At 60.9% G+C, this 25417-nt stretch carries 26 protein-coding genes and 1 tRNA gene; 21 read left to right on the top strand and 6 right to left on the bottom strand.

The annotated features are described in order from the left end of the window. Positions 1 to 4 precede the first annotated feature (4 nt). From recN to CCOY_RS06210, 13 genes are all read left to right on the top strand, one after another. Positions 5 to 1735, top strand: a complete 1731-nt coding sequence (gene recN / locus CCOY_RS06150; protein ID WP_092102476.1) for a DNA repair protein RecN — start codon at positions 5 to 7, stop codon at positions 1733 to 1735. A gap of 40 nt (positions 1736 to 1775) precedes the next feature. Further along, positions 1776 to 2984, top strand: a complete 1209-nt coding sequence (gene steA / locus CCOY_RS06155) for a putative cytokinetic ring protein SteA (RefSeq protein WP_092102479.1) — start codon at positions 1776 to 1778, stop codon at positions 2982 to 2984. Between the two features lie 3 nt (positions 2985 to 2987). Beyond that, positions 2988 to 3842, top strand: a complete 855-nt coding sequence (locus CCOY_RS06160; protein WP_083279531.1) for a copper transporter — start codon at positions 2988 to 2990, stop codon at positions 3840 to 3842. After that, the gene (locus tag CCOY_RS06165) at positions 3839 to 4486 is read left to right on the top strand and encodes an NUDIX domain-containing protein (protein ID WP_070820497.1); all 648 of its coding nucleotides are present in this window, start codon (positions 3839 to 3841) and stop codon (positions 4484 to 4486) included. The genes CCOY_RS06160 and CCOY_RS06165 overlap by 4 nt, the downstream gene beginning before the upstream one ends. After that, positions 4487 to 5407 (top strand): site-specific tyrosine recombinase XerD, encoded by a 921-nt coding sequence (xerD, locus tag CCOY_RS06170; protein WP_070423223.1) that lies wholly within the window; start codon positions 4487 to 4489, stop codon positions 5405 to 5407. A gap of 12 nt (positions 5408 to 5419) precedes the next feature. Next, a complete protein-coding gene (locus CCOY_RS06175) occupies positions 5420 to 6502 on the top strand; it encodes a hypothetical protein (RefSeq protein WP_244268722.1) in 1083 nt (360 codons plus the stop codon). A 61-nt stretch (positions 6503 to 6563) separates the two neighbouring features. Beyond that, on the top strand, positions 6564 to 7433 hold the full coding sequence (locus CCOY_RS06180; RefSeq protein WP_070423222.1) for a ParA family protein: 870 nt from the start codon (positions 6564 to 6566) through the stop codon (positions 7431 to 7433). Continuing rightward, a complete protein-coding gene (locus tag CCOY_RS06185) occupies positions 7433 to 8251 on the top strand; it encodes a segregation and condensation protein A (RefSeq protein WP_070423221.1) in 819 nt (272 codons plus the stop codon). Before CCOY_RS06180 ends, CCOY_RS06185 begins: the two co-directional genes overlap by 1 nt. Before the next feature lie 36 nt (positions 8252 to 8287). Continuing rightward, positions 8288 to 8842 (top strand): SMC-Scp complex subunit ScpB, encoded by a 555-nt coding sequence (scpB, locus tag CCOY_RS06190; protein WP_070423220.1) that lies wholly within the window; start codon positions 8288 to 8290, stop codon positions 8840 to 8842. Between the two features lie 45 nt (positions 8843 to 8887). Continuing rightward, positions 8888 to 9817, top strand: coding sequence for a pseudouridine synthase (locus tag CCOY_RS06195; RefSeq protein WP_070423219.1), 930 nt, complete (start codon positions 8888 to 8890; stop codon positions 9815 to 9817). Beyond that, positions 9817 to 10521 (top strand): (d)CMP kinase, encoded by a 705-nt coding sequence (cmk, locus tag CCOY_RS06200; RefSeq protein WP_092102482.1) that lies wholly within the window; start codon positions 9817 to 9819, stop codon positions 10519 to 10521. Before CCOY_RS06195 ends, cmk begins: the two co-directional genes overlap by 1 nt. Then, a complete protein-coding gene (gene der / locus CCOY_RS06205) occupies positions 10518 to 12116 on the top strand; it encodes a ribosome biogenesis GTPase Der (RefSeq protein ID WP_070484762.1) in 1599 nt (532 codons plus the stop codon). Before cmk ends, der begins: the two co-directional genes overlap by 4 nt. A gap of 8 nt (positions 12117 to 12124) precedes the next feature. Further along, positions 12125 to 12811, top strand: coding sequence for a CE1 family esterase (locus CCOY_RS06210; RefSeq protein WP_070570258.1), 687 nt, complete (start codon positions 12125 to 12127; stop codon positions 12809 to 12811). Between the two features lie 9 nt (positions 12812 to 12820). Here the strand turns inward: CCOY_RS06210 and CCOY_RS06215 are convergent, their stop codons facing one another. Continuing rightward, a complete protein-coding gene (locus CCOY_RS06215) occupies positions 12821 to 13603 on the bottom strand; it encodes a class I SAM-dependent methyltransferase (RefSeq protein ID WP_070570261.1) in 783 nt (260 codons plus the stop codon). Positions 13604 to 13649: 46 nt separating this feature from the next. Here CCOY_RS06215 and CCOY_RS06220 point away from each other — a divergent pair, with 46 nt between their 5' ends. The 3 genes from CCOY_RS06220 (at position 13650) to CCOY_RS06230 (ending at position 16152) form a co-directional block, all read left to right on the top strand. Beyond that, positions 13650 to 14591 carry a CE1 family esterase gene (locus CCOY_RS06220; protein WP_092102485.1) on the top strand — a complete coding sequence of 314 codons (942 nt, stop codon included), beginning with the start codon at positions 13650 to 13652 and terminating at the stop codon, positions 14589 to 14591. An 87-nt stretch (positions 14592 to 14678) separates the two neighbouring features. After that, on the top strand, positions 14679 to 15215 hold the full coding sequence (locus tag CCOY_RS06225) for a gamma carbonic anhydrase family protein (RefSeq protein ID WP_092102488.1): 537 nt from the start codon (positions 14679 to 14681) through the stop codon (positions 15213 to 15215). Between the two features lie 46 nt (positions 15216 to 15261). Then, a complete protein-coding gene (locus CCOY_RS06230; protein ID WP_342027963.1) occupies positions 15262 to 16152 on the top strand; it encodes a 3-hydroxyacyl-CoA dehydrogenase in 891 nt (296 codons plus the stop codon). 61 nt (positions 16153 to 16213) lie between these two features. Here the strand turns inward: CCOY_RS06230 and CCOY_RS06235 are convergent. From CCOY_RS06235 to CCOY_RS06245, 3 genes are all read right to left on the bottom strand, one after another. Continuing rightward, positions 16214 to 16287 (bottom strand) — tRNA-Pro (locus CCOY_RS06235). 81 nt (positions 16288 to 16368) lie between these two features. Then, the gene (locus CCOY_RS06240; protein WP_092102491.1) at positions 16369 to 16710 is read right to left on the bottom strand and encodes a YchJ family protein; all 342 of its coding nucleotides are present in this window, start codon (positions 16708 to 16710) and stop codon (positions 16369 to 16371) included. A gap of 86 nt (positions 16711 to 16796) precedes the next feature. Continuing rightward, positions 16797 to 18023: a bifunctional alpha/beta hydrolase/OsmC family protein gene (locus CCOY_RS06245; protein WP_092102494.1), complete on the bottom strand. Its 1227-nt coding sequence runs from the start codon at positions 18021 to 18023 to the stop codon at positions 16797 to 16799. A gap of 116 nt (positions 18024 to 18139) precedes the next feature. On the opposite strand from CCOY_RS06245, the gene secA2 reads away from it, so the two are divergent. From secA2 to CCOY_RS06270, 5 genes are all read left to right on the top strand, one after another. Continuing rightward, positions 18140 to 20431, top strand: a complete 2292-nt coding sequence (gene secA2 / locus CCOY_RS06250) for an accessory Sec system translocase SecA2 (RefSeq protein ID WP_092102497.1) — start codon at positions 18140 to 18142, stop codon at positions 20429 to 20431. Positions 20432 to 20514: 83 nt separating this feature from the next. Further along, the gene (gene odhI, locus CCOY_RS06255; RefSeq protein WP_070423210.1) at positions 20515 to 20940 is read left to right on the top strand and encodes an oxoglutarate dehydrogenase inhibitor Odhl; all 426 of its coding nucleotides are present in this window, start codon (positions 20515 to 20517) and stop codon (positions 20938 to 20940) included. Between the two features lie 51 nt (positions 20941 to 20991). Continuing rightward, positions 20992 to 21744 (top strand): transcriptional regulator FtsR, encoded by a 753-nt coding sequence (ftsR, locus tag CCOY_RS06260; protein ID WP_070423209.1) that lies wholly within the window; start codon positions 20992 to 20994, stop codon positions 21742 to 21744. Positions 21745 to 21749: 5 nt separating this feature from the next. Next, entirely contained in the window at positions 21750 to 22331 is a 582-nt protein-coding gene (locus tag CCOY_RS06265; RefSeq protein ID WP_070423208.1) for a bifunctional nuclease domain-containing protein, read from the top strand. Between the two features lie 128 nt (positions 22332 to 22459). After that, positions 22460 to 23035: a MerR family transcriptional regulator gene (locus CCOY_RS06270; RefSeq protein WP_070423253.1), complete on the top strand. Its 576-nt coding sequence runs from the start codon at positions 22460 to 22462 to the stop codon at positions 23033 to 23035. Between the two features lie 74 nt (positions 23036 to 23109). On the opposite strand, the gene CCOY_RS06275 is transcribed toward CCOY_RS06270, so the two are convergent. Both CCOY_RS06275 and CCOY_RS06280 read right to left on the bottom strand, forming a co-directional pair. Further along, on the bottom strand, positions 23110 to 24492 hold the full coding sequence (locus CCOY_RS06275) for a vWA domain-containing protein (RefSeq protein ID WP_092102500.1): 1383 nt from the start codon (positions 24490 to 24492) through the stop codon (positions 23110 to 23112). A gap of 51 nt (positions 24493 to 24543) precedes the next feature. After that, positions 24544 to 25407, bottom strand: coding sequence for a 3-methyladenine DNA glycosylase (locus CCOY_RS06280; protein WP_092102503.1), 864 nt, complete (start codon positions 25405 to 25407; stop codon positions 24544 to 24546). Positions 25408 to 25417: the final 10 nt, after the last annotated feature.

The following is a 25417-nucleotide window of genomic DNA, read 5'->3' on the forward strand; positions in this document are numbered from 1 at the left end:
CAGAGTGCTCGCAGAGATCGCGATTTCGAACCTGGGCGTGATCCGTCATGCCTCAGCGGAGCTTGCTCCTGGGTTGACGGTGCTCACCGGTGAAACCGGTGCAGGTAAGACCATGGTTGTCACCGGCTTGCGGCTGCTGACAGGAGGCCGCGCTGATGCCTCCCGAGTGCGAACCGGGGCGCAGGAAGCTGTGGTGGAAGGCGCGCTCAGCATCGCAGATCTGCCGGAATCGACATTGTCCGCCGTGCATGCGATTGCAGAGGGCGCTGGTGCAGGGCCTGATGAAAACGGCGAATACGTCGTCTCACGTGCTGTGAAAGCGACGGGGCGATCGAGCGCTCACCTAGGAGGCCGAAAGGTTCCGGCCGCGACACTGGGTGATCTTGCTGGGCATCTGCTCACGATTCATGGCCAGAACGACCAGTTGAGGCTTCTCGCGCCGGAACAGCAGCTGGCGGCGTTGGACCGGTTCGACCCGGCGATCGCTCAGAAGCTTTCCTCCTATCGCGATGTTTATGTCCAGTGGCGCGAGGCATCGAAAGATCTGAAGGACCGCACCGAGAAACGCCTTGAGTTGGCACAGGAGATGGACCGGCTGCGGTTTGCAATCGAGGAAATCGACGCAGTTGCACCCGTAGACGGCGAAGATGCCGACCTCGTTGCAACCATTAACCGTCTTCAGGATGTTGATGCGCTGCGTGAGGCCGCCCAGACCGCGCTGGTGGCAATTGATGGTGCTGAAGCCGTCGGCGGCTACAGCACAGAGGCGGAAGAAGCTGCATCAGACCTTGTTGGCAGGGCGCAGGCGGCGTTGGTAGGAGCTAGTGACGAGGAGTTACGGGAGCTTGGTGTGCGCCTCGGGGAGGTCGCCGGTGTGCTTGCGGATGTGTCTGCGGAACTCGGTAGTTTCACCGCAGATCTTCCGACCGACCCGGATGAGCTAGAGCGCCTTCTGCAGCGCCAACAGGAACTCAAGGGGCTCACACGAAAATATGCTCCGGACATCGCGGGTGTGTTGGCGTGGCGAGAGAAGGCCGGGAAACGGCTGAGCAAGATTGATACGTCAGAAGAAGCTATCGACGAGCTGAAGCGCCGCGTTGCTGATCTTGAAGCCGAACTAAAAAAGCGAGCGGCAGCGTTGACCAAGGCACGCAACAAGGCTGCCAAAAACCTCGGGGAGGCGGTGACGGAAGAGCTTCACGGGCTTGCCATGCCGAAGGCGCAGCTGCGCGTCGAGCTGGCGGAGGCCAAGTTTGGCCGCGATGGTGCGGACGCTGTGGAGATCACGCTCGCACCGAACAGCGCGTTGGAGCCAAAGCCGTTGGCCACGAGCGCATCTGGTGGTGAGCTCTCACGAGTCATGCTGGCACTTGAGGTGATCCTTTCGGAGTCGTCGGCGGGCGGCACGCTGGTCTTTGATGAGGTGGACGCTGGTGTCGGTGGACGTGCTGCGGTGGAGATTGGGCGCCGTTTGGCGAGGTTGGCGTTGAGGCATCAGGTCATCGTCGTTACGCACCTGCCCCAGGTTGCGGCGTATGCGAACACGCACCTGCATGTGTCAAAGGACGTGGGCGACGAGGCGGTGACGTCGGGTGTGGGCAATCTGACTGACGAGCAGCGGATTGAGGAGCTCGCGCGCATGATGGCGGGCCTTGATGATTCGGATACAGGGCGTGCCCACGCGGCAGAATTGTTCAAGCGTGCGCAGCGCGAAGTGGAGGAAATGCGGGCGTAGCCCGCGCGCCTCCACAGTTCTGGCAGGTCAACGTTGCACAATGGTCGCTATGACTGTTGGAACTGGGGAAGCGCCCGCGCAGGAATTGCGCGGTACGCTGCGCGACTGCACACCGCGGGGCAAAGGCCTTGCTCGCCTGCATGAGGGCGATATTGCGATTGTGGATGCGCCGGACATGCAGCGTCGTTTAGCAGAGCAGCTCATTGCCCGCCGTCCTGCTGCGGTGATCAATCTTGCGCCGTACAGCACTGGATCCTTACCGACGTTCGGTCCGCATTTGCTTCTCGACGCCAACGTTCCGATCTTCGAAGTGGCCGACGCCGCTGTTCGCGAGAAGATCCGCGACGGCAAGAAGGTCACGGTCACGCCAGAGGGGACGATCACCGTCGGAAGGAAAGACGTCGGTGTTGCACAGCGTGTCACACGTGAGCAGGTGGACAACTCCTTCGCTGAGGCACAGCAAGGTCTCGTGGAGAACATGGAAGCCTATTTCGGCAACACCATTGAGTTCATCCACTCGGAAGCGCCGTTGCTTATCGACGGTGTCGGCGCACCCGAACTTGGCGACGCGATGGCGGACCGCAAGGTCGTTGTTGTCTCTCCAGGGGATGACACGCGGCGCCGTCTGACAGGCATCCGCAACTTTATGCGGGAGTACACCCCGGTCATCATTGGTGTGGGAAGCGCCGCGAACACGCTGGCAGAGATGGGTTATGCCGCTGATTTCATTGTCGGTGACCCCGCGGATGTCGCGTCGGAGAACTTGCGTTCTGAAGCACGGGTGATTCTGCCGGCTGACCCAGACGGTTATGCGCCTGGCTTGGAGCGTATCCAAGATTTGGGTGTGGGTGCGATGACGTTCCCAACAGCGACTGATTCGCCGACAGACCTCGCGATCTTGCTTGCTGCGTTCCATGATGCGGAGACGATTGTCACCGTAGGCGAGCCGGTGGAGTTGGACGGGATGCTCACGGACCCGGCGAATGCCGATCCGGCTGCGTTGCTTGCTCGCTTGAAGGCCGGCCGCAAGGTTGTTGATTCTACGGTTATTGAGAATCTTTACGCAGTCGAATCCACCAGCGGTGTCGCATGGGCCTGGGCGTTACTCGGCCTGCTGGTCGCTGCTGCCGCCGTCATTCTCGTCGTTGGGCTTGGCGGAAATGGGACGTTCGCCGACAACCTGGTCAATACCTGGGACACAGTTGCCAACACGGTGCGCGGCTGGATTCCGGCAGGGGAAGGGGAGTAAACCGTGGGAAAGCAAAAAGGGACGGGTGGGCTTGTCACTGCTGGTCTGTGTTGGGGGTTAGCTCTCGGCGTGGTGTTGGGGGCCTCGGTACTCGCGCCGGCTATTCCTGGCGGCCCGGATCTGTTCAATGGTGCGTTTCTCAGCGACATCGACCGGAACGCGAATGGTGATGGAGCCGAGGAACCGACAAAGGAGAGCAGCGAAGCGCAGCAGCGGCTTGATGCTGCCGATGCTCTTCTGGGCAGTGAGTCGGTGTCCATCGTCTCTGGAGCGCTCAAAGAGGTGCCGGTCGCTATCGTGCGTACGCATACGGCCGCCGATATCGATGTTGATTCCGTGCGGTGGCTGCTCAACGCGGCGGGCGCTTCCGATGCTGGTGAGTTGAAACTGACAGAGAAGTTTACGTCGCAAAACTCTGCCGACGAGTTGTCCACGGTGATTGCGTCGACGTTGCCGTCCGGTGCGCAGTTGAGCGTGGAGAACCGTTCACCGGGCACCCATGCGGGTGAGTCGTTGGCGTCGATTATGTTGATCGACCCTGAGACGAAGGAAGCGCCAGCACAGGCTTCGGATCGCAAAATCGTAATTGACACGCTGCAACAATCCGGTTTCGTCGAGACGAAAGGTGAGATCGTGCCCGCGGAGGCTGTCGTGATTGTGGATGGCGCCTCCGGTGACGCCGGCGGAGACTTTGGTGCGAAGCTGGTGCAGGACCTTGCGGAAGCACTTGGCCATGCAGGCAAAACCGTGCTGACTAGTCAAGACATCGCGCCAAAGGAACTGCGCGGCGTGACAACGGTAGGCAACGTGAGCTACGAGTCCGGCAGGATTTCTTCAGTGCTGGCGGTGGCAGAGTGAGCCACGAATTTACCGTCGAGTCCTCCGAGGTACTGATCGACGCCCCAATCATCGCTGTGCGCCGCGACAGTGTGGTCATGCCGGGTGGCAAGCCAGCTAACCGTGAGATCGTCGAGCATTTCGGCGCAGTGGCAGTAGTTGCACTTGACGACGACGGGCGCGTCGCGCTCGTCGAGCAGTACCGGCACAGCGTAGGCAAGCGGCTGCTTGAACTGCCTGCGGGGCTTCTGGACATGTACGAAGAAGACGAGTTGGTATGCGCGAAGCGCGAACTGGTTGAGGAAGCCGGTCTCGAGGCTGAGCAGTGGGGCGTGCTGGTGGATTTGGTGACGTCTCCGGGATTTGCGGAAGAGGCGGTGCGGGTATTCGTCGCAAAGCAACTGCGCGAGGTGGAACGCCCGGACGCCGAGGACGAAGAAGCCGACATGGACTTTCGGTGGGTGCCACTGAGCGAGGCCGCACAAATGGTGCTTCGAGGCGAGATTGTGAACTCAATCGCCGTGGGCGGCATTTTGGCTGCTTGCCGCGTCGCAGAGGGTAAAGCGCAGCCACGTGATGTGTCGGAGCCATTCGAGTTGCGCCCGCAATCGCTGCCGAAGCGGCGAGCCGAGCGTGGCATCGTGCCGGATATGAAGCGCATCTAGATGGCGGTAAAAGCCGACGAACTAGCTGCGCGCTGGTTGCAGCATCTCGCTGTTGAGCGGGGAGTCTCCCCTCACACGTTGAGTAACTACACCCGCGACGTCAACCGGTACACACGATGGTTGGCAGCCGCTGGGAAAAGCGACTTGGCAACAGTCAGTGCCACCGATGTAGAGGCGTACGTTGCTGACTTGCGCCGCGGGGTGGACGGCGCACGCCCCCTCGCGGCATCTTCGGCTGCGCGTGCGCTGACTGTCGCCCGAGGCTTGCACCGTTTTGGCGTAGAAGAAGGCGTATTGCCGGCAGATACCGCTGCCGAAGTTTCCCCACCGTCAGCTGGCGAGAAGCTACCCGACACTTTGAGCATTGGGGAGGTGGCGACGCTTCTCGATGCCTGCCCGACCGAACAGCCCCTCGGCCTACGCGACAAGGCGCTGTTGGAAACGCTGTATGCCACAGGTGCGCGAGTTTCTGAGGTGCTTGATCTGAGCGTCGATGATGCGACAGCCGCAATAGATACTGAAGGCATTCTGACCGTGACTGGCAAGGGAAGTAAGCAGCGCCTCGTCCCGCTCGGCCGGCATGCACAAGATGCGATCGAGGCGTATCTCGTGCGAGGCAGACCCGTATTCGCCACCGGGAAGTCACACGCGTTGTTCTTGAATAGGCGCGGTGGAGCCTTAACTCGCCAGAGCGCCTGGACTGTAATCAAGCAGGCTGCGGAGCGTGCGGGGATAGACAAAGAGATCTCCCCGCACACACTGCGGCACTCATTTGCCACGCATCTGCTGGAAGGTGGCGCAGATGTGCGCTCCGTGCAGGAATTGTTGGGGCACGCTTCAGTGACGACTACGCAGATTTACACACATGTCACAGCAGATAGCCTGCGCGAGGTTTGGCGTAGTTCGCATCCACGTGCGTAAGCTTTTGCGCTTATGAGTGAGTACACATTTGCACGAGCACGTCGCGCAACACTTACGGTGCCGGCAGCCCTGCTGCTTGCCGTGGGGCTTGGCGGAGGTGTGGGAGCACACCCTGCCTCGGCGCAGATCCCGGGCGGGCTAAGCCCGGATGCAATGGCGAACATGATTCCCTCGGAGATCACCGTGCCTGCGGGGCAGACGACGACGGTTGATGTGGGCGTGCCGGTGGATGTGAATTACTCCGCAGGCGGCTGGGTGGTCACATCCAATGGCACGTCGGTGTCGGTGACCGCTCCAGCGGAAGAGGGCGCGACCGCAGCAGTGCCTGCGAGCGCCGGCGGTTACACGGCGACAGTTAACCTCGTCGCTGTGGGCGGCGGACAGGCAACTGATGCAGACGAAATTGCGGGCGGTGGCGCTGGAGAAAACACCGAGCACCACGGTGGTGGAGGCCACGCCGAAGACAACGGTGGTGGCGCAAACGGCGGTGGCGACGCAAACGGTGAAGCCTCGAACGGCGGATCCGGTGCGGGTGCAGGCAGTGGCAGCGGCGCCGTCAATCGCCCTGAGCGTAAGCCAGCGGAAAAGGCGGACACCGCGGATGCGAAGCGGCTCGATTTCGAGGGAGAGATCCACGGCAACGAGATCGTGGTCAAGGTGCCGTTGAGTAAGGCGCGCGATTTGATGAAGTATGCCAACTACGACTCGTCGAATGCGAAGCTGCGTTACCTCGATGTCAACGGCAACATCATCGAAGGGGTCAAGCGTGACGTGAACGTCGCAGGGCGCACGTTGACGCTGACGTACCCGGAAGGCGAGACGCCTGACAACCCGTTCATTATGGAGGTCGTGGAGAACGGCGCGGCGACGTTTGTCGCGGTGATTACGTCGACGAATGCTCCGGTTGAGCAGGCTGCCGAAACGGATGAAGAAAACCCGTATGCGGGAGCAGACAACAAAGGTCAAGGCGATAGCGTTGACTCGGGTTCGTCGGTAGGTGATCTTGTCCCGCTCATCATTGGTGGTGGTGCGCTTATCGCGGCACTTGCGCTGCTGATTATCTTCCTTCGGAAGCGAAGCCGTGGGCAGGTCTAATCACAGCGTTGTAAGATGACTGCAGTCAAGGGTTTAGACGTGATCGAGGGAAGGATCGGCCATGGCGGACGAGGCGCTGTTTGACGCGGCTGACCAGAAGACGTTTTTGACGGGTCGGCCGTGGCGTGAGTTTGCCAAGCCGAAGGAGCTTGAGCGGCACGGTCCCGCAACCATCATCTCGATGGTGAACCAAAAGGGCGGCGTGGGTAAGACCACGTCCACTATCAATCTCGGTGCATGCTTGGCAGAGCAAGGGCGCAAGGTGCTACTGGTAGACCTCGACCCGCAGGGTGCACTCTCCGCTGGCCTTGGTGTGTCCTATGAGGAGGATCAGGTCACGGTCTACGACTTGCTGTTTGACAACACTGCCAGCATTCACGCGGCGATCAAGCGCTCAAACGTGTCCGGGCTTGATCTGGTACCCGCGAATATTGACCTGTCTGCGGCTGAAATCCAACTGGTCAACGAAGTCGGCCGCGAGCACACGCTAGCTCGTGCGCTGCGCCCGGTGCGCGGGGAGTACGACTTCATCATCCTGGACTGTGGCCCGTCGCTCGGTTTGCTCACTGTGAATGCGTTGGCGTGCTCGCAGGGCGTGATCATCCCCATGGAGTGTGAGTACTTCTCGCTCCGAGGTCTCGCGCTGCTCACCGATACCGTGGAAAAGGTGCGCGACCGCATCAACTTCGACCTGGACATCGTGGGCATCCTTGTCACTATGTTTGATCGTCGCACGACCCACGCCCGTGAGGTCATGGATCGTGTAGTTGAGGTGTTCGGCGACCGCGTCTTCGACACCGTGATTACCCGTACCGTGCGTTTCCCGGAGACATCGGTCGCGGGTGAGCCGATTATTACGTGGGCTCCCAACTCGCAAGGTGCGGAACAGTACCGCAATCTGGCCCTTGAGGTGTTGGAGCGCACTAGCTAGTGGCCCAGGCACCTGAGCAGTACCCCCAGCCGGAGATCACGGGCTTTACCCTCGCGCTGAATAACTTCGAGGGGCCGTTTGATCTGCTGCTCAGCTTGATTCAGGCGAAGAAACTCGACGTGACCGAGGTTGCGCTCGCCGAGGTGACCGACGAGTTCATTGCGTATACCCGTGCGTTGGGGCAGACGGAGTCGCTTGACGAGGTCACTGAGTTCCTCGTGGTCGCGGCCACCTTGTTGGACATGAAGACTGCGCGGCTGTTGCCACGTGGTGATCATGACCTGGAGGAAGACTACGACCTTCTGGAGGCCCGGGACCTCCTGTTCGCACGTCTTCTGCAGTACCGTGCATATCAGCAGGTTGCTGACCAGTTTGCTACGTGGCAAGCATCTGCTAATCGACGACACCCGCGTGCCGTATCCATGGAGCCCCGGTTCGTGGACCTTTTGCCTCCGGTGGAACTCGGCCATACAGCGGCGAGTTTCGCGGAACTTGCGGCCAGTGTTTTCCGGCCTAAGCCGCCGGAGGAAGTACGCACCGACCACCTGCACGCCGTTGCTGTGTCCGTGCCTGAGCAGGCGGGCAAGATCCTGGATACACTCAAGCTCGCCGGCTCAGGTACCTGGATGACGTTCGCCGCACTGACACGCGATTGCACGAGGTCCATGGAGGTGGTCGGCCGGTTCCTCGCCCTGCTGGAGTTGTACAAGGCCCGCGCGGTGGAAACAGAGCAGCCCGAAGCGCTTGGCCAACTTGATGTGTCATGGACCGGCCTTGAGGTCGATCCGGCGGTCGTTGCGGCATCGAACTGGAACTAGTCACTGAACAAGTACGGGCAGCTAGACTCCTGCGGTATGGAAGACATGCCGATGGTTGCGCAGTTGCGTTCGCGGATTGAGTCGGTGCTGTTGGTCGTCGATACGCCGGTGTCCGTGGAGGACCTCGCGGGTGCGCTCGGAGCAACGACTGCGGAAGTGTCGGATCACCTTCGCGCGTGGTCGCGAGAACTCGACACCCGTGGCAGTGGCATTGATTTGCGTGAGACCGCAGAGGGCTGGCGGCTGTATACCCGGCCCGAAAATGCCGATGCGGTCGAGGCGTTCTTGCTCGACGGCACGCAGAAGAAACTCTCGCGCGCGGCAATGGAGACGCTCGCAGTGGTTGCTTACCGCCAGCCGGTGACGCGCTCGCAGGTTGCCGGAGTGCGCGGGGTCAATGTTGATGGCGTCATGCGCACCCTTGCGCTGCGCGGCTTGATTGCGGAGGTTGATCCTGAGCAAGAATCTGGCGCACACCGCTATGTGACGACGGAGCTGTTCCTCGAACTTCTGGGCATTGACTCGCTTGAGCGCCTTCCTGACCTTGCGCCACTGCTTCCGGACATCGATGCAATCGAAGATGCCTGGTAGGATCGGCCCAAAAACCGCATACGACTGAAAAGGAATTGAGGAAACATGACTCCTCCCGCTCGCCGAGACGGCACACCGGACAAGCCCGAGAAGGACGAAACGTTCTACATCTCGTACGCGAAGCCGGCAAAGAAGCAGAATGTCCGTTTGGACAAGCGACGCGCAAATGCCGCGAAGAATGAGCCCCACCCGCTGGATGACAACTGGTGGGACGACAACCCGCAGGATAAGACCCGCAAAACTGAGGGGATCCGTCTGCAGAAGGTGTTGGCGCAGGCAGGTGTGGCGTCTCGTCGTCACGCAGAGGCCATGATCGACCAGGGCCGCATTGAGGTCAACGGCAAGATCGTCAACGTGCAAGGCATGCGTGTTAACCCGAACGTGGACATCATCCGCGTGGACGGGGAGCGCATCAACGTCAACGAGGAGCACGAATACTTCGTGTTTAACAAGCCGCGTGGCGTGCACTCGACGATGAAGGATGAGCTTGACCGCACCTCGGTCGGCTCCTACCTTTCGGAGCGCACCGCCGCGGGTCAGCGTCTGTTCCACGTGGGACGCCTCGACGCCAACACGGAGGGTCTGTTGCTGTTGACCAACGACGGTGAACTGGCGAATCGTCTGATGCACCCGAAGTACGAGGTGTCGAAGACCTACATGGCCACTGTCCTGGGTGAGGCGAACAATGCGCTGGTCAAGCAGCTCAAGGAGGGCATTGAGCTTGACGACGGCCCCGCGAAGGCCGACTACGCTCAGATCGTGGATGTCCACAATGGGCAGTCGATCATCCGAGTGGAGCTCCACGAAGGCCGTAAGCACATTGTGCGCCGCATGCTGAAGGAAGCTGGCTTCCCGGTGCAACGACTGGTTCGCACCAAGTTCCACACGGTCCAGCTCGGCGAGATGAAGCCAGGCATGATGCGTGCGCTCAATTCCTCCGAGCTTGCGTCGCTGTACAAGGCGGTGGGGATGTAATGGCAGACCAGAAGATTTCCAACTTGGCTGACGGCGGGCTGATTCTCGCAGTGGACGGCCCGTCCGGCACCGGTAAATCTACGATGTGTCGCGCGTTAGCGAAGAAGCTCGACGCAAAGTATGTGGATACGGGTGCGATGTACCGCGTTGCCACCCTGGCCGTCTTGCGCGCTGGTGTCGACCCGGCTGATACGGATGCGGTGATCGAGGCGACCGCTGACCTACCGCTTGAGGTATCCGACGATCCGGATTCCACCGCAGTGTTGTTTGCAGGTGAGGATGTTGCCCGCGAAATCCGAGGACCGGAAGTCACCCAGCACGTTTCTGCGGTCTCTGCGATCCCGCAGGTCCGCGTGAACCTTGTGGAACTGCAGCGCAAGTTGGCCCGCGAGGCCGGCCGCGCGATCGTGGAGGGCCGCGATATCGGCACTGTCGTGTTGCCGGATGCTCCGGCAAAGGTCTACATGACGGCAAGCGCTGAAGTACGTGCGAAGCGTCGCTTCGATCAGGATGTAGCCGCTGGCCGCGACGTGGACTTTGATGCAGTGTTGGCGGATGTGAAGCGGCGCGACGAGGCGGACTCGTCACGCAAGACCAGCCCGCTGCGTCCCGCTGACGACGCCGAGATCGTGGATACGTCTGAAATGACCCCGGATGAGGTGCTCGCTGCGCTGACTGCCGTGGTGGAAAGGAGCGCACGATGAGCGACAAGAAGAACATTGAAGACGGTCTCGAGCCGGAGACTCAATTCATCCAACCCGGCATCGATGCCTCTGGCTACGACGACCTTGAAGCCTATGAGGTCGATGCGGACGACGCTGAGTACTACGACGACCTCGAGGACTTCGATGAGTCGGAGTTCAGCGAGGCCGACTTCGGCGACGATACCGATGCTGGCGACGAGACCGACGACTACACCGACGAAGAATGGGCCGAAATCGAAGCCGAATACGGCATCATCCGCCCGGACGTGGTAAAGGAAGCGTTGCCGACGGTGTCTATCGTGGGCCGCCCGAATGTGGGTAAGTCTTCGCTGGTAAACCGGTTCTTGGGTCGTCGTGAAGCAGTTGTGGAGGACCACCCTGGTGTGACCCGCGACCGTGTGAGCTACATGGCGGAGTGGAACGGACGTCGTTTCTGGGTGCAGGACACCGGTGGCTGGGACCCGGACGCAAAGGGCATCCACGCCTCGATCGCGCGCCAGTCCGAGGCAGCCATGGAGACCTCGGACGTCATCGTCATGGTTGTCGACGCAAAGACCACCGTGACCGAGACAGACATGGTGATGGCCCGCAACCTGCAGCGCGCTGAGGTGCCTGTCATCCTCGTTGCAAACAAGTTTGAGTCCGACAGTCAGTGGGGCGAGGTCGCCGAGTTCTATTCGCTGGGTCTTGGCGATCCGTGGCCGGTCTCTGCGCTGCACGGCCGCGGCGGTGCCGACGTGCTCGATGAGATCCTGCGCAACTTCCCCGAGGTTCCGCGTGCTGCCGCGTCGGTCACTCAGGGCCCGCGACGTGTCGCGCTGGTGGGCCGCCCGAACGTGGGCAAGTCCAGCCTGCTGAACAAGCTGACCAAGTCCAATCGCTCTGTCGTGGACAACGTCGCCGGCACCACCGTCGATCCGGTCGACGAGTTGGTGCAGTTGGACGAGGACCTTTGGACGTTCATCGATACCGCCGGCCTGCGGAAGAAAGTTAAGAACGCCCAGGGCCACGAGTACTACGCATCACTGCGCACTCGCGGCACGATCGAGGCCGCTGAAGTGTGTGTGGTGCTCATCGACGCCTCCCAGGAGATCTCCGAGCAGGACCAGCGCGTGATCTCGATGGTGCTCGAAGCCGGTAAGGCCATGGTGATCTGCTTTAACAAGTGGGATCTGATGGACGAGGATCGTCGTTACGAGTTCGACCGCGAATTCGACCTGACCATGGGCCAGTTGAAGTGGGTAACCAAGCTCAACATTTCCGCGGACACCGGTCGTGGTCTGCACCGCCTGGAGCCAGCGATGAAGGAAGCGCTGGAGAACTGGGACAAGCGCATCTCTACCGGCCAGCTCAACAACTGGCTGCGTGAGGCGATTGCCGCGAACCCGCCTCCGATGAAGAACAACCGTCTGCCCAAGCTGCTCTTTGCCACCATGGCGACGACGCGCCCGCCGACAATCATTCTGTTCACCACGGGCTTCCTCGATGGCGGTTACCGCCGCTACCTTGAGCGCAAGTTCCGCGAGCAGTTCGGCTACCACGGCACTCCGGTGCGCATCGCGGTGCGTGTGCGTGAGCGTCGCGGAAAGAAGTAGGCAGGACTATGGACTCGACGGTCTATTCCGCGCCCTCAGATCCGAAGGGGCCGTTGCCCCTGATTGTTGCGCTGCACGGTCGTGGCGATAATGGGCGGAACTTCCTCGGCGGTACCGGCCTCGTGCAGGCCAACGCAGTGGTCGTTGCGCCGACGGGTGCCGGTCTGGCGTGGGCTCCTGCGCCGTATGCGCTGAACACGATTGAGCAGGACAAGGCGCGTATCGACGACATCATCGCCCAAACCAGCGAACACTTCGACATCGACCCCGAACGCATTTATGCTGTCGGTTTCTCCAATGGTGGCGGTCTCGCGGTCTACTTGTCGACGCTCAGCGATACCTTCGCGGGTGTTGCCTCTGTGTCTGCGGCTGTGCGCTGCACCGAGGCGCAGATCGAGGCAGCCGAGCCGGTGGACTACCTCAACATCCACGGCACCCACGACGACGTAGTGCCATATAACGGCGAGGTCCGGCCGGGATACGGCAGCCCCGCTGAGGACGGCATTCTCGGCGCTCCCGAAGTGGTTGCCGCGTTTGAGCGTCGCAATGGCGACAAGGCTCGTACCCTGCACCACCGAGTGGAGGGCATGGGCCACGAGTGGCCTACCGGACCGTGGGCTGCGCATCGTGGCATCGACGTGACCGAGGAGATCTTCCACTTCTTCGGGATTGAGAAGCGGACCGACTTGTTTTAGCAGCCCGCCCTATCGGCGGTACACAAACGCGTCCGTGCGGTAGGGCAGCGGGATGATTTGTCCCTCATCGAACCCGAGGCGCTCGTAGAGGTACCACGTCAGATTCGCCTCCATCTTTGCCCGGGTGCGCTCGGAGGCTTTCAGCCAGTACGAGCGTGTGGCCATGAGCTCGAAGCAGTGTTCGACTGGGATCTGATCGACCCACTCCGTGCGGACCTCCCGTTCGAGTTTCCACGGGGCATGCACGGTGGGGTAGAAGCCTTCGCGCTGCACATCACCCGAGTGCATGATGCGGCTGAGCCGCAGCACCCAAGGGTGATGTACCGCGAGCGTATTCCAACACAAAACGAGAGATCCGCCATCGCGAATGACGCGGTCTGCCTCAGCACTGGCCTCTGCCGGGTCCACCCAGTGCCAGGTCTGTGCGCACGCGATCGCATCGACGGCATTGTCCGCGAGCCCCGTCGCTTCCGCCGTCGCCCGCCACACAGGCACCTCCGGCAACTGGTGATGGAGTACCCGCGTCATGTCGGGGGAGGGGTCGCATGCATAGACGGTGCGGTGGTCGTCGATAAGCAACTGCGTTAATTTCCCAGTGCCGGCGCCGACGTCGCACACGACATCGGCGCCGTCGAACAACTCGGCAACCTCACGAGGATACGACGGACGCGCATCGTGGTAGCGATCCGCATCGCGCACAAACGCACTCGCCGCGGTGTGTTGGTGAGCGCGGTCACGAAAGGTCGGCTGCGACTTCTTGCTCGGACCTGGCTGTGTTCCGCTTATTGGCATGATGCACTAATCTACCTGTCGTGTTTTATCCGGAGCAGCAGACGTAATGGGCAAAGTTTCAACCGTCACCGCGGCGGCGTTGTCCACAGTCCTGCTCGTACTCACCGGCTGCTCCGGAGATGGGGATCTCACGGAGCCCGGGGTCACCACGAGGGCACTACCCGCAATAGACGACGTGCGAGAGGTCGAACCGTGGGGTCCAGCCGGGGTTGATCATCGCAACATCACCGCGGGTGGGTTGAAGCGCGACTACATCGTTTCCATGCCCGCGGGTGCCCGTCAGCGCGACCGACTGCCCGTCATCTTCGTGTTCCACGGCTACAAGGAAGACGCCGAAAGGATACGGAAGAACTCAGGGCTCGATGCTGCCGACGCCATCGTGGCGTACCTCGACGGCAAAGACTCCGCCTGGGCGCCCGCACCATACGCCTCAACCTCCGGGCAGCAAGACCTGGCGTTCGTCGACGCCGTCCTGGCTGAGATTGAAGGTGAGTTTTCAGTTGACCGCTCTCGTATTTTTGCGGCGGGGTTCTCGAACGGTGGGGGCTTCGCCGCGTTTGTGGGTTGCCAACGACCACAGGCATTCACAGGTATTGCCACGGTTGCAGGCGCATATTATCAACGCGTTTCTGCAGGCTGTTCCCAGATCCCGATGATGCACGTCGATTTCCACGGCACGGGCGACAATGTCATTGCCTACAACGGCGGGCAACGCCACGCCACGGCATACAACTCGGTGGAGGAAATGCTTCACGAGTCCGCGTCGCGCAACCACTGCGACGCCCGCTACGAAGACATTGAGGTAGCCCCTGGCGTTATCCGCGAGGCGTGGACAGGTTGCGACGCTGAACTTGCCCACTACCGCATCGAAAATGGCCCCCACGTGTGGCCAGGCGGCGCCGGTGACTCATCTGGGACGGTGCCGAAAGGATTCGCCACCGACGCCATGCTGAAGTTCTTCCGGCTCGGCCGGGCGACGCAGCAGTAGCGCACTGCTTGACGACGACCACCCGTACAGACGCGGTTACGCACTTTTCAGTGCCACGCGTTGGGCAATTCCGGCACACTGGAACGCATGATTTATAGCTTCGAGGGCAAAACCCCCAAGATTCATCCATCGGCGTACATCTCTGACGAGGCGACGATTATCGGCGACGTAGAGATCGGTGAGGACGCCAACATCTGGCCCGGCGTGGTCATCCGTGGCGATGTGGGCGCAATCCGTATCGGTGCACGTGTGAACGTGCAGGACGGCTCAGTCGTGCACGTGGACACGGATGGGGAGACAGTGCTGGAAGAGGACGTGACGATTGGCCACCTTGCGATGATCCACGGTTGCCATATCGAGCCAGGCTGCCTGATCGGGATGAATGCGACGGTGCTGTCGCGGTCGTGCATCGGCAAGGGCAGCATCATTGCCGGCGGGGCAGTGGTACTGGAGGGGCAGCAGTTGCCGGAGTTCTCTCTTGCAGCAGGTGTGCCGGCAAAGGTCAAGCGCGCACTCGAGTCGGACACCTTTGAGGCGCGGTTGAGGCACGCGGCGTATTACGTGGAGCTGGGCCGGCGGGCAGCGACAGGTCTCATGGCGGTGGACCGGGCGTCGCTTACGTAAAGCTTCACACTAGAACTGCTGTGAAAGTCACATAAACAGGAGTAACGTGACGGGCATGACATTCAATAACGTAACAGTACTTGGTGCAGGTGTCCTGGGCGCGCAGATCGCTTTTTGCTCTGCGTTCGCGGGAAAGAAGGTAGTGTCCTACGACATTAACGAGGAGGCCCTCGCGGCCGGCAAACAGCGTTTCGACGCCATCGGTGAGCAAATGAAGGTGGAGCTCGAGTCCGCTAACGACGAAACCATCGCGGCGGCGCACGAAAACCTCACCCAGACCTCGGACCTTAAGGAAGCGCTAGCGAACGCGGACCTGGTCATCGAGGCGATCCCGGAGAACCTCGAGCTCAAGCGCAAGGTGTGGGCCGAAGTGGGGCAGTACGCCCCGGCGACCACCGTCTTTGCCACCAACACGTCGACGCTCATGCCGAGCAAGTTCGCGGACGCGACGGGTGCGCCGGAGCGCTTCTTGGCACTGCACTTTGCCAACCACATCTGGATTCAGAACACCGCCGAGATCATGCCTCACGAGGGCACTGACCCGAAGTATGTGGACCAACTCGTGGAGTTTGCGGAGCAGATCAACATGGTACCGGTCCCGCTCAAGCGCGAGCAGCCCGGCTACGTGCTGAACACCCTGCTGGTGCCGCTGCTCAGTGCCGGCATGTACCTGCTGCACCACGACATCGCTGACCCCGTCGACATCGACCGCGACTGGTGCAACTCCACCGGCTCCCCGCGCGGGCCGATTGAGATCATGGACCTAGTCGGCGTGCGCACCTTGGTCGCCGTGATCGAGTCCAACGAGAATGCCCCGCAGTGGCAGAAGGATTTCGTTGAGACGACACTGAAGCCGATGGTCGCAGAAGGTAGGACCGGCCTGGAGGCTGGGCAGGGCTTCTACACCTACGACGCGAACGGCAAGATCGTGTCTTAACCTACAGTCGCAAATACCCCTGGGGCCTGGCGTTTATCGCAGCGGCCCCAGGGGTGTTTTGTCGGACTGACAGGATTTGAACCTGCGACCCCCACACCCCCAGTGTGGTGCGCTACCAAACTGCGCCACAGCCCGATCCGTTACTGCTCAGCGCGAGGCTGAAACCGTAACTCGCCCGATATTACAACACTGTCATACGCGCCCAAAACTGGCTGGTCACCGAACTACGCCGTCGACGTAAACCCAGGCGCCGTCGCGCCGTTCGAAAGTGGAGCGCTCCCGAAGGGAACCGCCGGGGTAGTGGGCTTCAAAGACCACGACACCATCGGTGTCGAAGGGGCCGCCGCCTTCAGTTTCCAGGACGATCAGGCGGGTAAACGGCTCGCCTTCAGGATTCACGTCGAGGCCGGCGGGCAACTTTTCCGGTGCCCAGGTGCGGGCGATGTAGTCACCGTCGCCGATGACGAAGGCGGTGTAGCGCGACCGCATGAGGGCCTCAGCGGTGGGGGCTTTCGCAGTACCGGAGATGTAGCGGCCGCAGCAGGCTTCATATGGCATGCCAAGCCCACATCGGCAAAGCCCGCGTACTTCGCTCCACAAGTCACCGGAGCCAGCAGCGCCCCCAGAGCCCTTAACGTCAGCCATTACTTGCCCAACCGTTCTGCGCGGTGCAGTTGGTTCTGGCGACGGCGACGCTCAAGCGAAGCGGTCTCCGCAGTTGTTTCGATCTCGCTCTTGGCCACGTAGCCGTCCACGGTGGATGAGGCACCGGCGGCGCGCAGGGTTTCCACCTGGTCATCGGTCAGGTCGCCGTAGAGGGTGATCAAGCGGGTGAAGGTGCCGTCGCCGTTGTGGTTGACTTCCACGCGGACGTCGTCAAGCGACATGCCCTTGGCTGCCTCGCGCACGGCCTGGGAGCAGGACACGGCGAGTGCAGACATGTACAGGCCTGTGGAGGTGACACCCTGGCCCTTGCCTCCGGTGTTCTTCGAGCGGTCCGTGGTGATGGCGCGGTTAGAGGTGCGCACCACGTCGCCGTACTTCGTGCCGCGGGCAGAGTAGGACACCGCGTTGTCGTCGGTGGTCTTCGCTGGCACAAACAGTGGCTGGAGGTATTGCACGGCCCAGGACCCGATGATGTCTGCAGCGCGTTGTGCAGTGCCTTCGCGGGTGAGTAGGTGGTCTGCCTTGTCCAGCGTCATAAGCGACTTGGGGTAGCGGGCCTTGGTGAAAATATTCTGGGCGTTGTCGATACCGACGGTGACGTCGATAGGCGAGTGCACGATGAGCAACGGCTTGCGCAACTTCGGCAGATATTCCTCTGGGTTGGTCTCTGCGAGGTCTTCGAGGAATTCGCGCGAGATGATCAGTTCGCGCCCGCCGAGGGTGACAGGGACGGAGCCGTGCATGTCGGCGTCGCCGATGGAATGTGCGTAGTGCAGCACCGAGTGGGCGGGGTCGAACGGCGCGCCCACAGTGGCCACCGCCTTGAGCATCTTCTTCAGCTCAGGGCGGGTTGCTGCCTTCAGCGCAGCCGCGCCGCCGAGGGAGTGGCCCATCAGCAGCTGCGGGGCCTTGTAGTTCTCCTCCAGCCACTGCGCTGCGGCGACGATGTCGTCGACGTTCTGCGAAAACGACGTGTCTTTGAATTCGCCTTCAGACTGGCCGAGGCCCGGAAAGTCGAACCGAAGCGTGGCAATGCCGTGCTCGGTCAGGCGCTTGGAAATGCGCGATGCGCCCGGCGTGTGGCGGGACCCGGCGAAGCAGTGCGCGAAGATCGCGTATGCCTGGGCCGGCCCGTCCGGTCGGTCGATGGTGCCTGCCATCATTTTCCCCGTTGACGAGGGGACTTTCACGTTCATAGACAGCATGGTTTGGCTTCCCTCCTTAATTTTGACCATCAGCGTAATCGTGTCACCATCAATTTCGCACGTTGGCGCACCCCTTCAGCGGAACGTTGCGTCAAACCGCATTATCCTTAAGCCTTATGGGCAAATTCGACTGGTTCTGGAAAGCCATGGGCTCCACGGCGGAGCGCAACAATAAGAAGTCCAAGGCTGTCGTCGCTGACGCACATGGGCTCATTGAGGAGCTTTCGCTTCTCGACGACACCGCGCTCGCCGAAACCGTCCGCGCCGCCGTCACAGATGGGGAGGTCAAGGACAAGTCTCGTTTCCTCGCCGGGTTGTCCGTTGCGTCGCAACGCACGCTCGGCATGACTCCGTTTAACGTGCAGAACCAAGCGGTGCTTCGCCTACTCGAAGGCGACGTGATCCAGATGGCCACCGGCGAGGGCAAGACCCTGGTCGGCGCGATGGCCGCGACCGGCTTTGCACTACAGGGAAAGCGCGTCCACCTGATCACGGTGAACAACTACCTTGCCGCCCGTGATGCGGAGTGGATGCGCCCGCTCGTGGAGTTTTTCGGGTTGTCGGTGGCTGCGGTGACGGAGTCGTCGACACGCGAAGAGCGCATCGCTGCCTACCGTTGCGACGTCATCTATGCCCCGGTGACGGAGATTGGCTTCGACCACCTGCGCGACAACCAGATCACCTCCCGCGACCAGACGGTGCAGGCGCCGGCAGATGTTGCCCTCGTCGATGAGGCGGACAGTGTGCTTGTCGACGAAGCCCTGGTCCCACTCGTCCTCGCCGGCTCCGAAGGCGCCCAACAGGCCACCGGGCAGATCACTGAGGCCGTCTCGCACCTGGTGGAGGACAAGGACTACACCATCGATTCGGATGGGCGTAACGCGTTTCTTACCGACGAAGGCGCGCAGAAAGTCGAGCGCTTGCTCGGCATCGACTCGTTGTACTCCGACGACAACATTGGCACCACACTCGTGCGCGTGAACCTGGCGCTGCATGCGAAGGCGCTGCTGATCCGCGATGTCCACTACATCGTCGAAGACGGCAAGGTCGCACTTGTCGACGCCTCACGTGGCCGCGTCGCTGAGCTCCAGCGCTGGCCAGATGGTTTGCAGGCTGCGGTCGAGGCGAAGGAAGGCCTCGACGTGTCCGAGGGCGGGCGCATCCTAGACTCGATCACCCTGCAGGCGCTCATGCGCCGCTACCCGCTCGTGTGCGGCATGACCGGCACCGCCGTCGAGGCGACCGACCAGCTGCGCAGTTTCTACGGCCTGCACGTCTCCGTTATCGACCGAGCCAACGAGCTCAAGCGTTTCGACGAGGCAGACCGGATCTACGCCACCATGGCAGATAAGAACGCGGCGATTGTCGACGAGATTGAGCACATCCACCACACTGGCCAGCCGGTGCTCGTGGGTACGCATGATGTGGCCGAATCTGAAGCGCTCGCGGAAGCACTCGAGGCACGTGGCATCGACGTCAACGTGCTCAACGCGAAAAACGATGCAGAAGAGGCACGCATCATCGCAGAAGCCGGCGACATCGGACGTGTCACCGTCTCGACCCAGATGGCCGGTCGCGGCACCGACATCCGTCTCGGCGGCGCGAACGAAAGCGATCATGCCGAAGTTGCCGCCCTCGGCGGACTCGCCGTGATTGGCACGGCACGTCACCGCACCGCGCGTTTGGACAACCAGCTTCGCGGCCGTGCAGGGCGCCAGGGCGATCCAGGCTTGAGCCTGTTCTTCGTCTCCCTTGACGACGACATCATCACCACCGGAGGGGCCGACGAATCCTTCTCCGCGCAGCCTGAACCGGATGGGCGCCTCACCGGCAATCGAGCCCAGCAGTTCGTTGAGCACTGCCAGCGCGTCACCGAAGGCCAACTGTTGGAGATCCACTCCCAGACGTGGAAGTACAACAAGCTTCTCGCAGACCACCGCGACATTCTCGACGAGCGTCGCGCCACCATTTTGGATACTGACACAGCGTGGCGAGAACTCTCTGAGCGCTCCCCGCAGCGCGCCGCCGAACTGTCGCACCTACCGCAGCCGGCTCTCGACCAAGCAGCGCGCGAAATCATGCTGTTCCATCTCGACGCAGAGTGGTCCGAACACCTCGCGCTGATGGACGATGTCCGTGAATCTATTCACCTTCGCGCTATCGCACGCGAGACCCCGATCGATGAGTACCACCGTATTGCTGTGCGCGAGTTCAAAGACCTCGCCAACCGTGCGGTTGACCAAGCCGTAGAAACCTTTAACACCGTGGATATCGATGAATCCGGGGCGCATCTTGCTGATGCAGGATGGAAGCGTCCAAGCGCCACATGGACCTACATGGTTTCGGATAATCCGCTTGCCGGGTCAGGCAATTCTGTCATTAGTGGCATCGGCAATATTTTCCGTTAAGTCACTAAACACCACCCAATCCCGACTTGGGCGGTACTATTGCAGAAGTTCTCAATCTCGACTCGATAGTCAAGGAGTTAGTCATGAGCGACAACACGCCGCAGAACCAGGTCGAAACCACCTCGGTATTCCGAGCAGACCTGCTCAAGGAGATGGAATCTGGTGCCGCGGCATCTGTGGATTCCGCAGCAGGAACTGAAAACCTCCCCGAAGGTGCGGCGCTGCTCGTCGTCAAGCGTGGCCCGAACGCTGGTGCACGCTTCCTGCTCGACCAGGAGTCGACCACGGCAGGCCGCCACCCAGAGGCGGATATCTTCCTCGATGACGTGACCGTGTCTCGTCGTCACGCCGAGTTCCGAGCCAACGAGGATGGCTACGAGGTTGTCGACGTCGGATCGCTCAACGGCACCTACGTCAACCGCGAGCCGCGAAACACGCAGCAGCTGACCAATGGCGATGAAATCCAGATCGGCAAGTTCCGACTCGTATTCATCACCGCGGAAGCCTAAACTTCCGTTCATCCTTAGCCCGACGTCCCACGAGAAGAAGAGCACGATCACGTGAGCGCAATCCGCAAAACCGCACCGCAGCAGACGGCCGCGAAGCAAGCCAAGCCCAACAAACCGGCAAAGACCATGTCGATTGGTGTTGTGCTTGAGCGTTTGCGGACTGAATTTCCGGACGTGACTGTCTCCAAGATCCGTTTCCTCGAATCTGAGGGACTGATCACACCGCAGCGCACGGCGTCGGGCTACCGCCGTTTTACTGATCAGGACGTGGAGCGCCTGCGCTACATTCTGGTCACCCAACGTGACAACTACCTCCCGCTGAAGGTGATCCGCGAACAGCTCGAGGCCATGGATTCCGGCCAGGTCACCGCGATCCTGACTGCAAACGATGCTGAGCCGATGATCTCTCCAGAGAACTTCCGGGCCCCAGCACCGACGCGCCTGACCGACGTGGATGTTGCGGAACAGGCTCAGGCTTCGCAGTCCACGGTTGAGGAATACATCAAGGTAGGCCTCATCACCCCAGACGCGGCAGGGCTGTTCAATGTCGACGATGTCCGCACTGTCACTACCGCAATGTCCCTGGCTGAGTTCGGCTTGGACTCGCGTCATCTGAAGACGCTGCGTACCGCTGCTGCTCGTCAGGCTGACATGATCGGTCAGGTCACCGAACCGGTTGCAAAGTCCGGCAAGGTCAATGCGCAGCAGCAAGCAGAAGAGATTGGCCAGCAGATGTCCGCGCTGGTGGTCTCGCTGCACGCTTCGCTGGTGAAGAACGAACTGCGCAAGCAGTCCGGCAACTAGTCGTTATGGAAGCAGTCGAGCTGGTCGGGGTGTACCCCGTCGGTCCCGAGCAATACCTTTGCGCATTGCTGCAGCGATCCTCTAACGGCCGGTGCATTCCTGTCTGGGTACCAACGCATGAGGGTGGGGAATTGGCTGCCCGGCTTTCAGGTTGGTCGCCAATCCGCCCCCGCACCATAGATGCCGTTGTGGATCTGATTCGCAACACCGGAAAAACAGTAGAAACCATTGAGCTGTCTTCGTACTTAGAGGGCATGTTTATGGCAACCGTGTCGTTTGCGGACGGCTCTGAACTGGACCTGCGGGCGAGTGACGCGCTTCTGCTTGCGCTTGAATTAGACCACGAACTCAGCGTTGATGACCTCGTAGCAAGCCAGGCATCGATCTACCTTTCGCCGGAAGACGCGCAGCGTTTTCTTGGTGCTGAACTCAAGGTCATTGATCCTCAGGAATCTGTTTCAGCAAGCGGCGACGCCCAGGCTGACGCTGATTTTGAAGAGCTCATGCGCAATCTTGGTGTGGATGACCTCGACACCGGTGATACTCCTGATACTGATGGGGACGATGGGGCAGACGAGGCGAAATAAAGTCTCAGTGTAAAGTTGAGGTTGAGAGTTCGGCGTGTTGCGCGTGAAACTCTTGACCCAGGTCCTATGCTTGGCATTTAATAGTCAGCAGGCCCTCATATAACTTTCATGGGAGTAATTACGTGAGTATCAACGATCTCAACCAGGTAGGCGAGCAGGAGACCACCTCGGCTGCGGTGCAGGAATCGCTTTTCGACGTCGGCCCGTCCGACGAAGTGGGCTACCGCGTACCGATCGCATGCCAGGTCGCAGGCATCACCTACCGTCAGCTGGATTACTGGGCACGCACTGGGCTCGTTCGCCCGTCGATCCGTGGCGCAAAGGGTTCTGGTTCCCAGCGTCTGTACTCCTTCAAGGACATCTTGGTACTCAAGATCGTCAAGGGTCTTTTGGACACCGGCATTTCCCTGCAGAACATTCGCCTCGCGGTGGACAAGCTGCGTGACCGCGGTGTCTCCGACATTGCGGAAATCACCCTGGTCTCCGACGGTGTAACCGTCTACGAGTGCCGCTCCAACGAAGAGATCATCGACCTCCTTGGCGGCGGCCAGGGCGTGTTCGGCATTGCGGTGCCGCAGATTATGAAGGAACTCACCGGCACCATCTCCGCGTTCCCGTCCGAGCGTGTCGAAGAAGAGATCGACGCTCCAAACGTCATTGGTTTCGACGAACTGGCTGATCGCCGTCGTCGCAAGACTTCCTAAACAGGCCACACAACAACGGCCCGGGCTGGGTACTCCCTCCAGTCCGGGCCTTTGTTGCTCGCCGATGTTAGTCGTCAGAACCCTGCGGCCTGCTTCACCGCATCCGCGATGTTCTCTGCAGTCTTGGCATCGACCTGTTTTTTGGCGATCTGCTCGAGTGCCGCATCCGGATCGCCTTCTCCGACGCGCACCACAGTCAGGTCCAGGTTGTTGCCCGCTGCCTGCCGGAAGCCGTCAATAAATGCTGCGTCATCTCCGGCATCAGCGGTGCCGGTGGTAACGAGCACAATTCGCATTGGCGCATTTGCGTTGCCGTATGTAGCAGCCGCAGCCTGGAGTGCTTCGCGGGTCTGGGGGACTCCGCCGACAAGGAAGCGACGCACCGCCACGTTGACCGACTCCGCGTCAGGGGAGACGGAGATGTTTTGGCGGAAACCATTCACCACGCCAGGGGTCAGCGGTGAGGAGTAGTTCCACAGACCTACTTCCTTCCCTGCACCGGCAAGTTCAAGCGCGGTGTTGCCAATCGCGTCCTTGGCTGGCTCGATAAACGGCGCCATTGCCTCAGAAGTGTCAAGCAGGAACAACGTGTTGACCGGCTCGATCACCTTTGCAGCCTCAGCTTGATCGCCGAGCTTCTCTCCACCAGAAGGCAGGGCAGCAGCCCAGACCAGATCCGAAATCACCGGCTGATCTTTCTCGGAGCCATCGAACTTCTCGGCTGCGGCACGTGCGAAGTCCTGGCCAGCGCGCGCTTGATCCTCGTTTACTGTGTCGTTCTGGTTCAATGGGATCGCCGCGTAAACAATGTCTGCGCCGACTGAGGTAAATGAAAGACCTTCCGGAACACTGTCCTTCGCAGTCGCCACAAGCTTGCCGTCTGCTCCTGCGAAGTCCGCCAGCTTACCCAGACGCTGATCGGTGAGGGCCTTCACAGCATCATTGTCGTTGCCGGCGACCTTTGCCGCCACCAACGCGGAAGCCTCAGGCTCTTCCTCAACAGGGAACAGCACAGACTCGGTCTTCACGTCCTCCAACTTCACCTGTTCGGTGCCAGCGACTCCTACAGGTTCACTATGGACGGCTTGGGGGTCAGCAACCGCTGCAGTGCGCTCAGCCGACTTCAACGCATTATGCGTAATCGAGGTATTCGGAGCGATATAGACTGCTGCTTCCTTGATCGAGTCAACATACTGCGGCTTGATGCAGTAGTCCCGGACAACGGGGTTGGCGGCTGCGTAGTCGTCGATAAGTGCACGGCCCACTTTCTCATCGGAAGCGGCGACCGGCAGAACCAGATCACCGGATACGCAATCAGGAGCTGCAGCGCTCGAGTCGGTGCCGTCGCGCTGCCACAAAACCACTGCAAGCACTGCAGCTACAGCGAGAGCGACAAGCAGGGCGATAAGCCAACCCGCTAGCCTGAAATTGTTTTTACCGCTTGCGTGCCTAGCCATTGTGGTCGTAGCCCCTTCAACGTCGAACGATTGAGAAAACCTGCTCCGAGCTTAGCTGTCCAACGCAGCTTCTACGGTCGCGACAAGCCTGGCGCGCAGTGGAGCAGCGGCTTGAGCCAATGCCCGTTGACGCGCAACGTATTCCGCTTTACCTTCAGCGGTTTCTACCGCGACAACATCAAAGCCCAACTCTCGGCAGTCGTATGGCGACGCTTCCATATCCAAGCGCCGAGCCCGTGCCGCAAGCTCAAAGCAATCCAGGAAAAGCTCGCCAGGTACCAGCGGTCCTAACTTCAACGCCCACTTGTACAGATCCATGCTGACATGTACACAGCCAGCCTGGTCGTGATCAGGCTGAGACTCGCGAGTAAGAACAGTCAGATTCAGCGGACGCGCTGCAGGGGTGAAGAAACGAAACGCGTCATAATGTGAGCACTTGATGTGGTGAGACTCAACCACGCCGTTGGTGCCCTCTGCTCCAAGGCGAAGTGGCAAATCGTGACGTGGGTGGCCGGTCTTATACACCATCGCCCACTCGTGCATGCCGAAGCAATCAAAGTGAGCAGGACGCGTATCGACGGCACGCAGCAGCCGGCCAACCATCTCCACATCATTGCGTCGATGCTGGAGGAAAAGGCCTAGACTCAAGGACACGGTTCCGTCAGGTGCTGTGACGTAGTCGCGCCAAGACGCTTGCGGTGTATCCGCAGCCTGCGCGAGAGCGACCCCAACCCCTGGATGCCAGCGCTTCAAATGCGATGGGCGAACGGGGTAGTACTCAAAGAGGAAGTCCCATACTGGGTGGTACTCGCCATGCGCACGCCGAGCCGCACGGGCGTCCGCCCAAGGAGCCGCACGCTGCTCGTGCTCGTGTATGCGTGCGAGATATTCCTCAGGTTGCAGGGTTGTGGTCATACGCACGCTA

It is taken from the genome of Corynebacterium coyleae (genome assembly GCF_030408635.1).
In the GTDB taxonomy this organism is placed as follows: Bacteria; Actinomycetota; Actinomycetes; order Mycobacteriales; family Mycobacteriaceae; genus Corynebacterium; species Corynebacterium coyleae.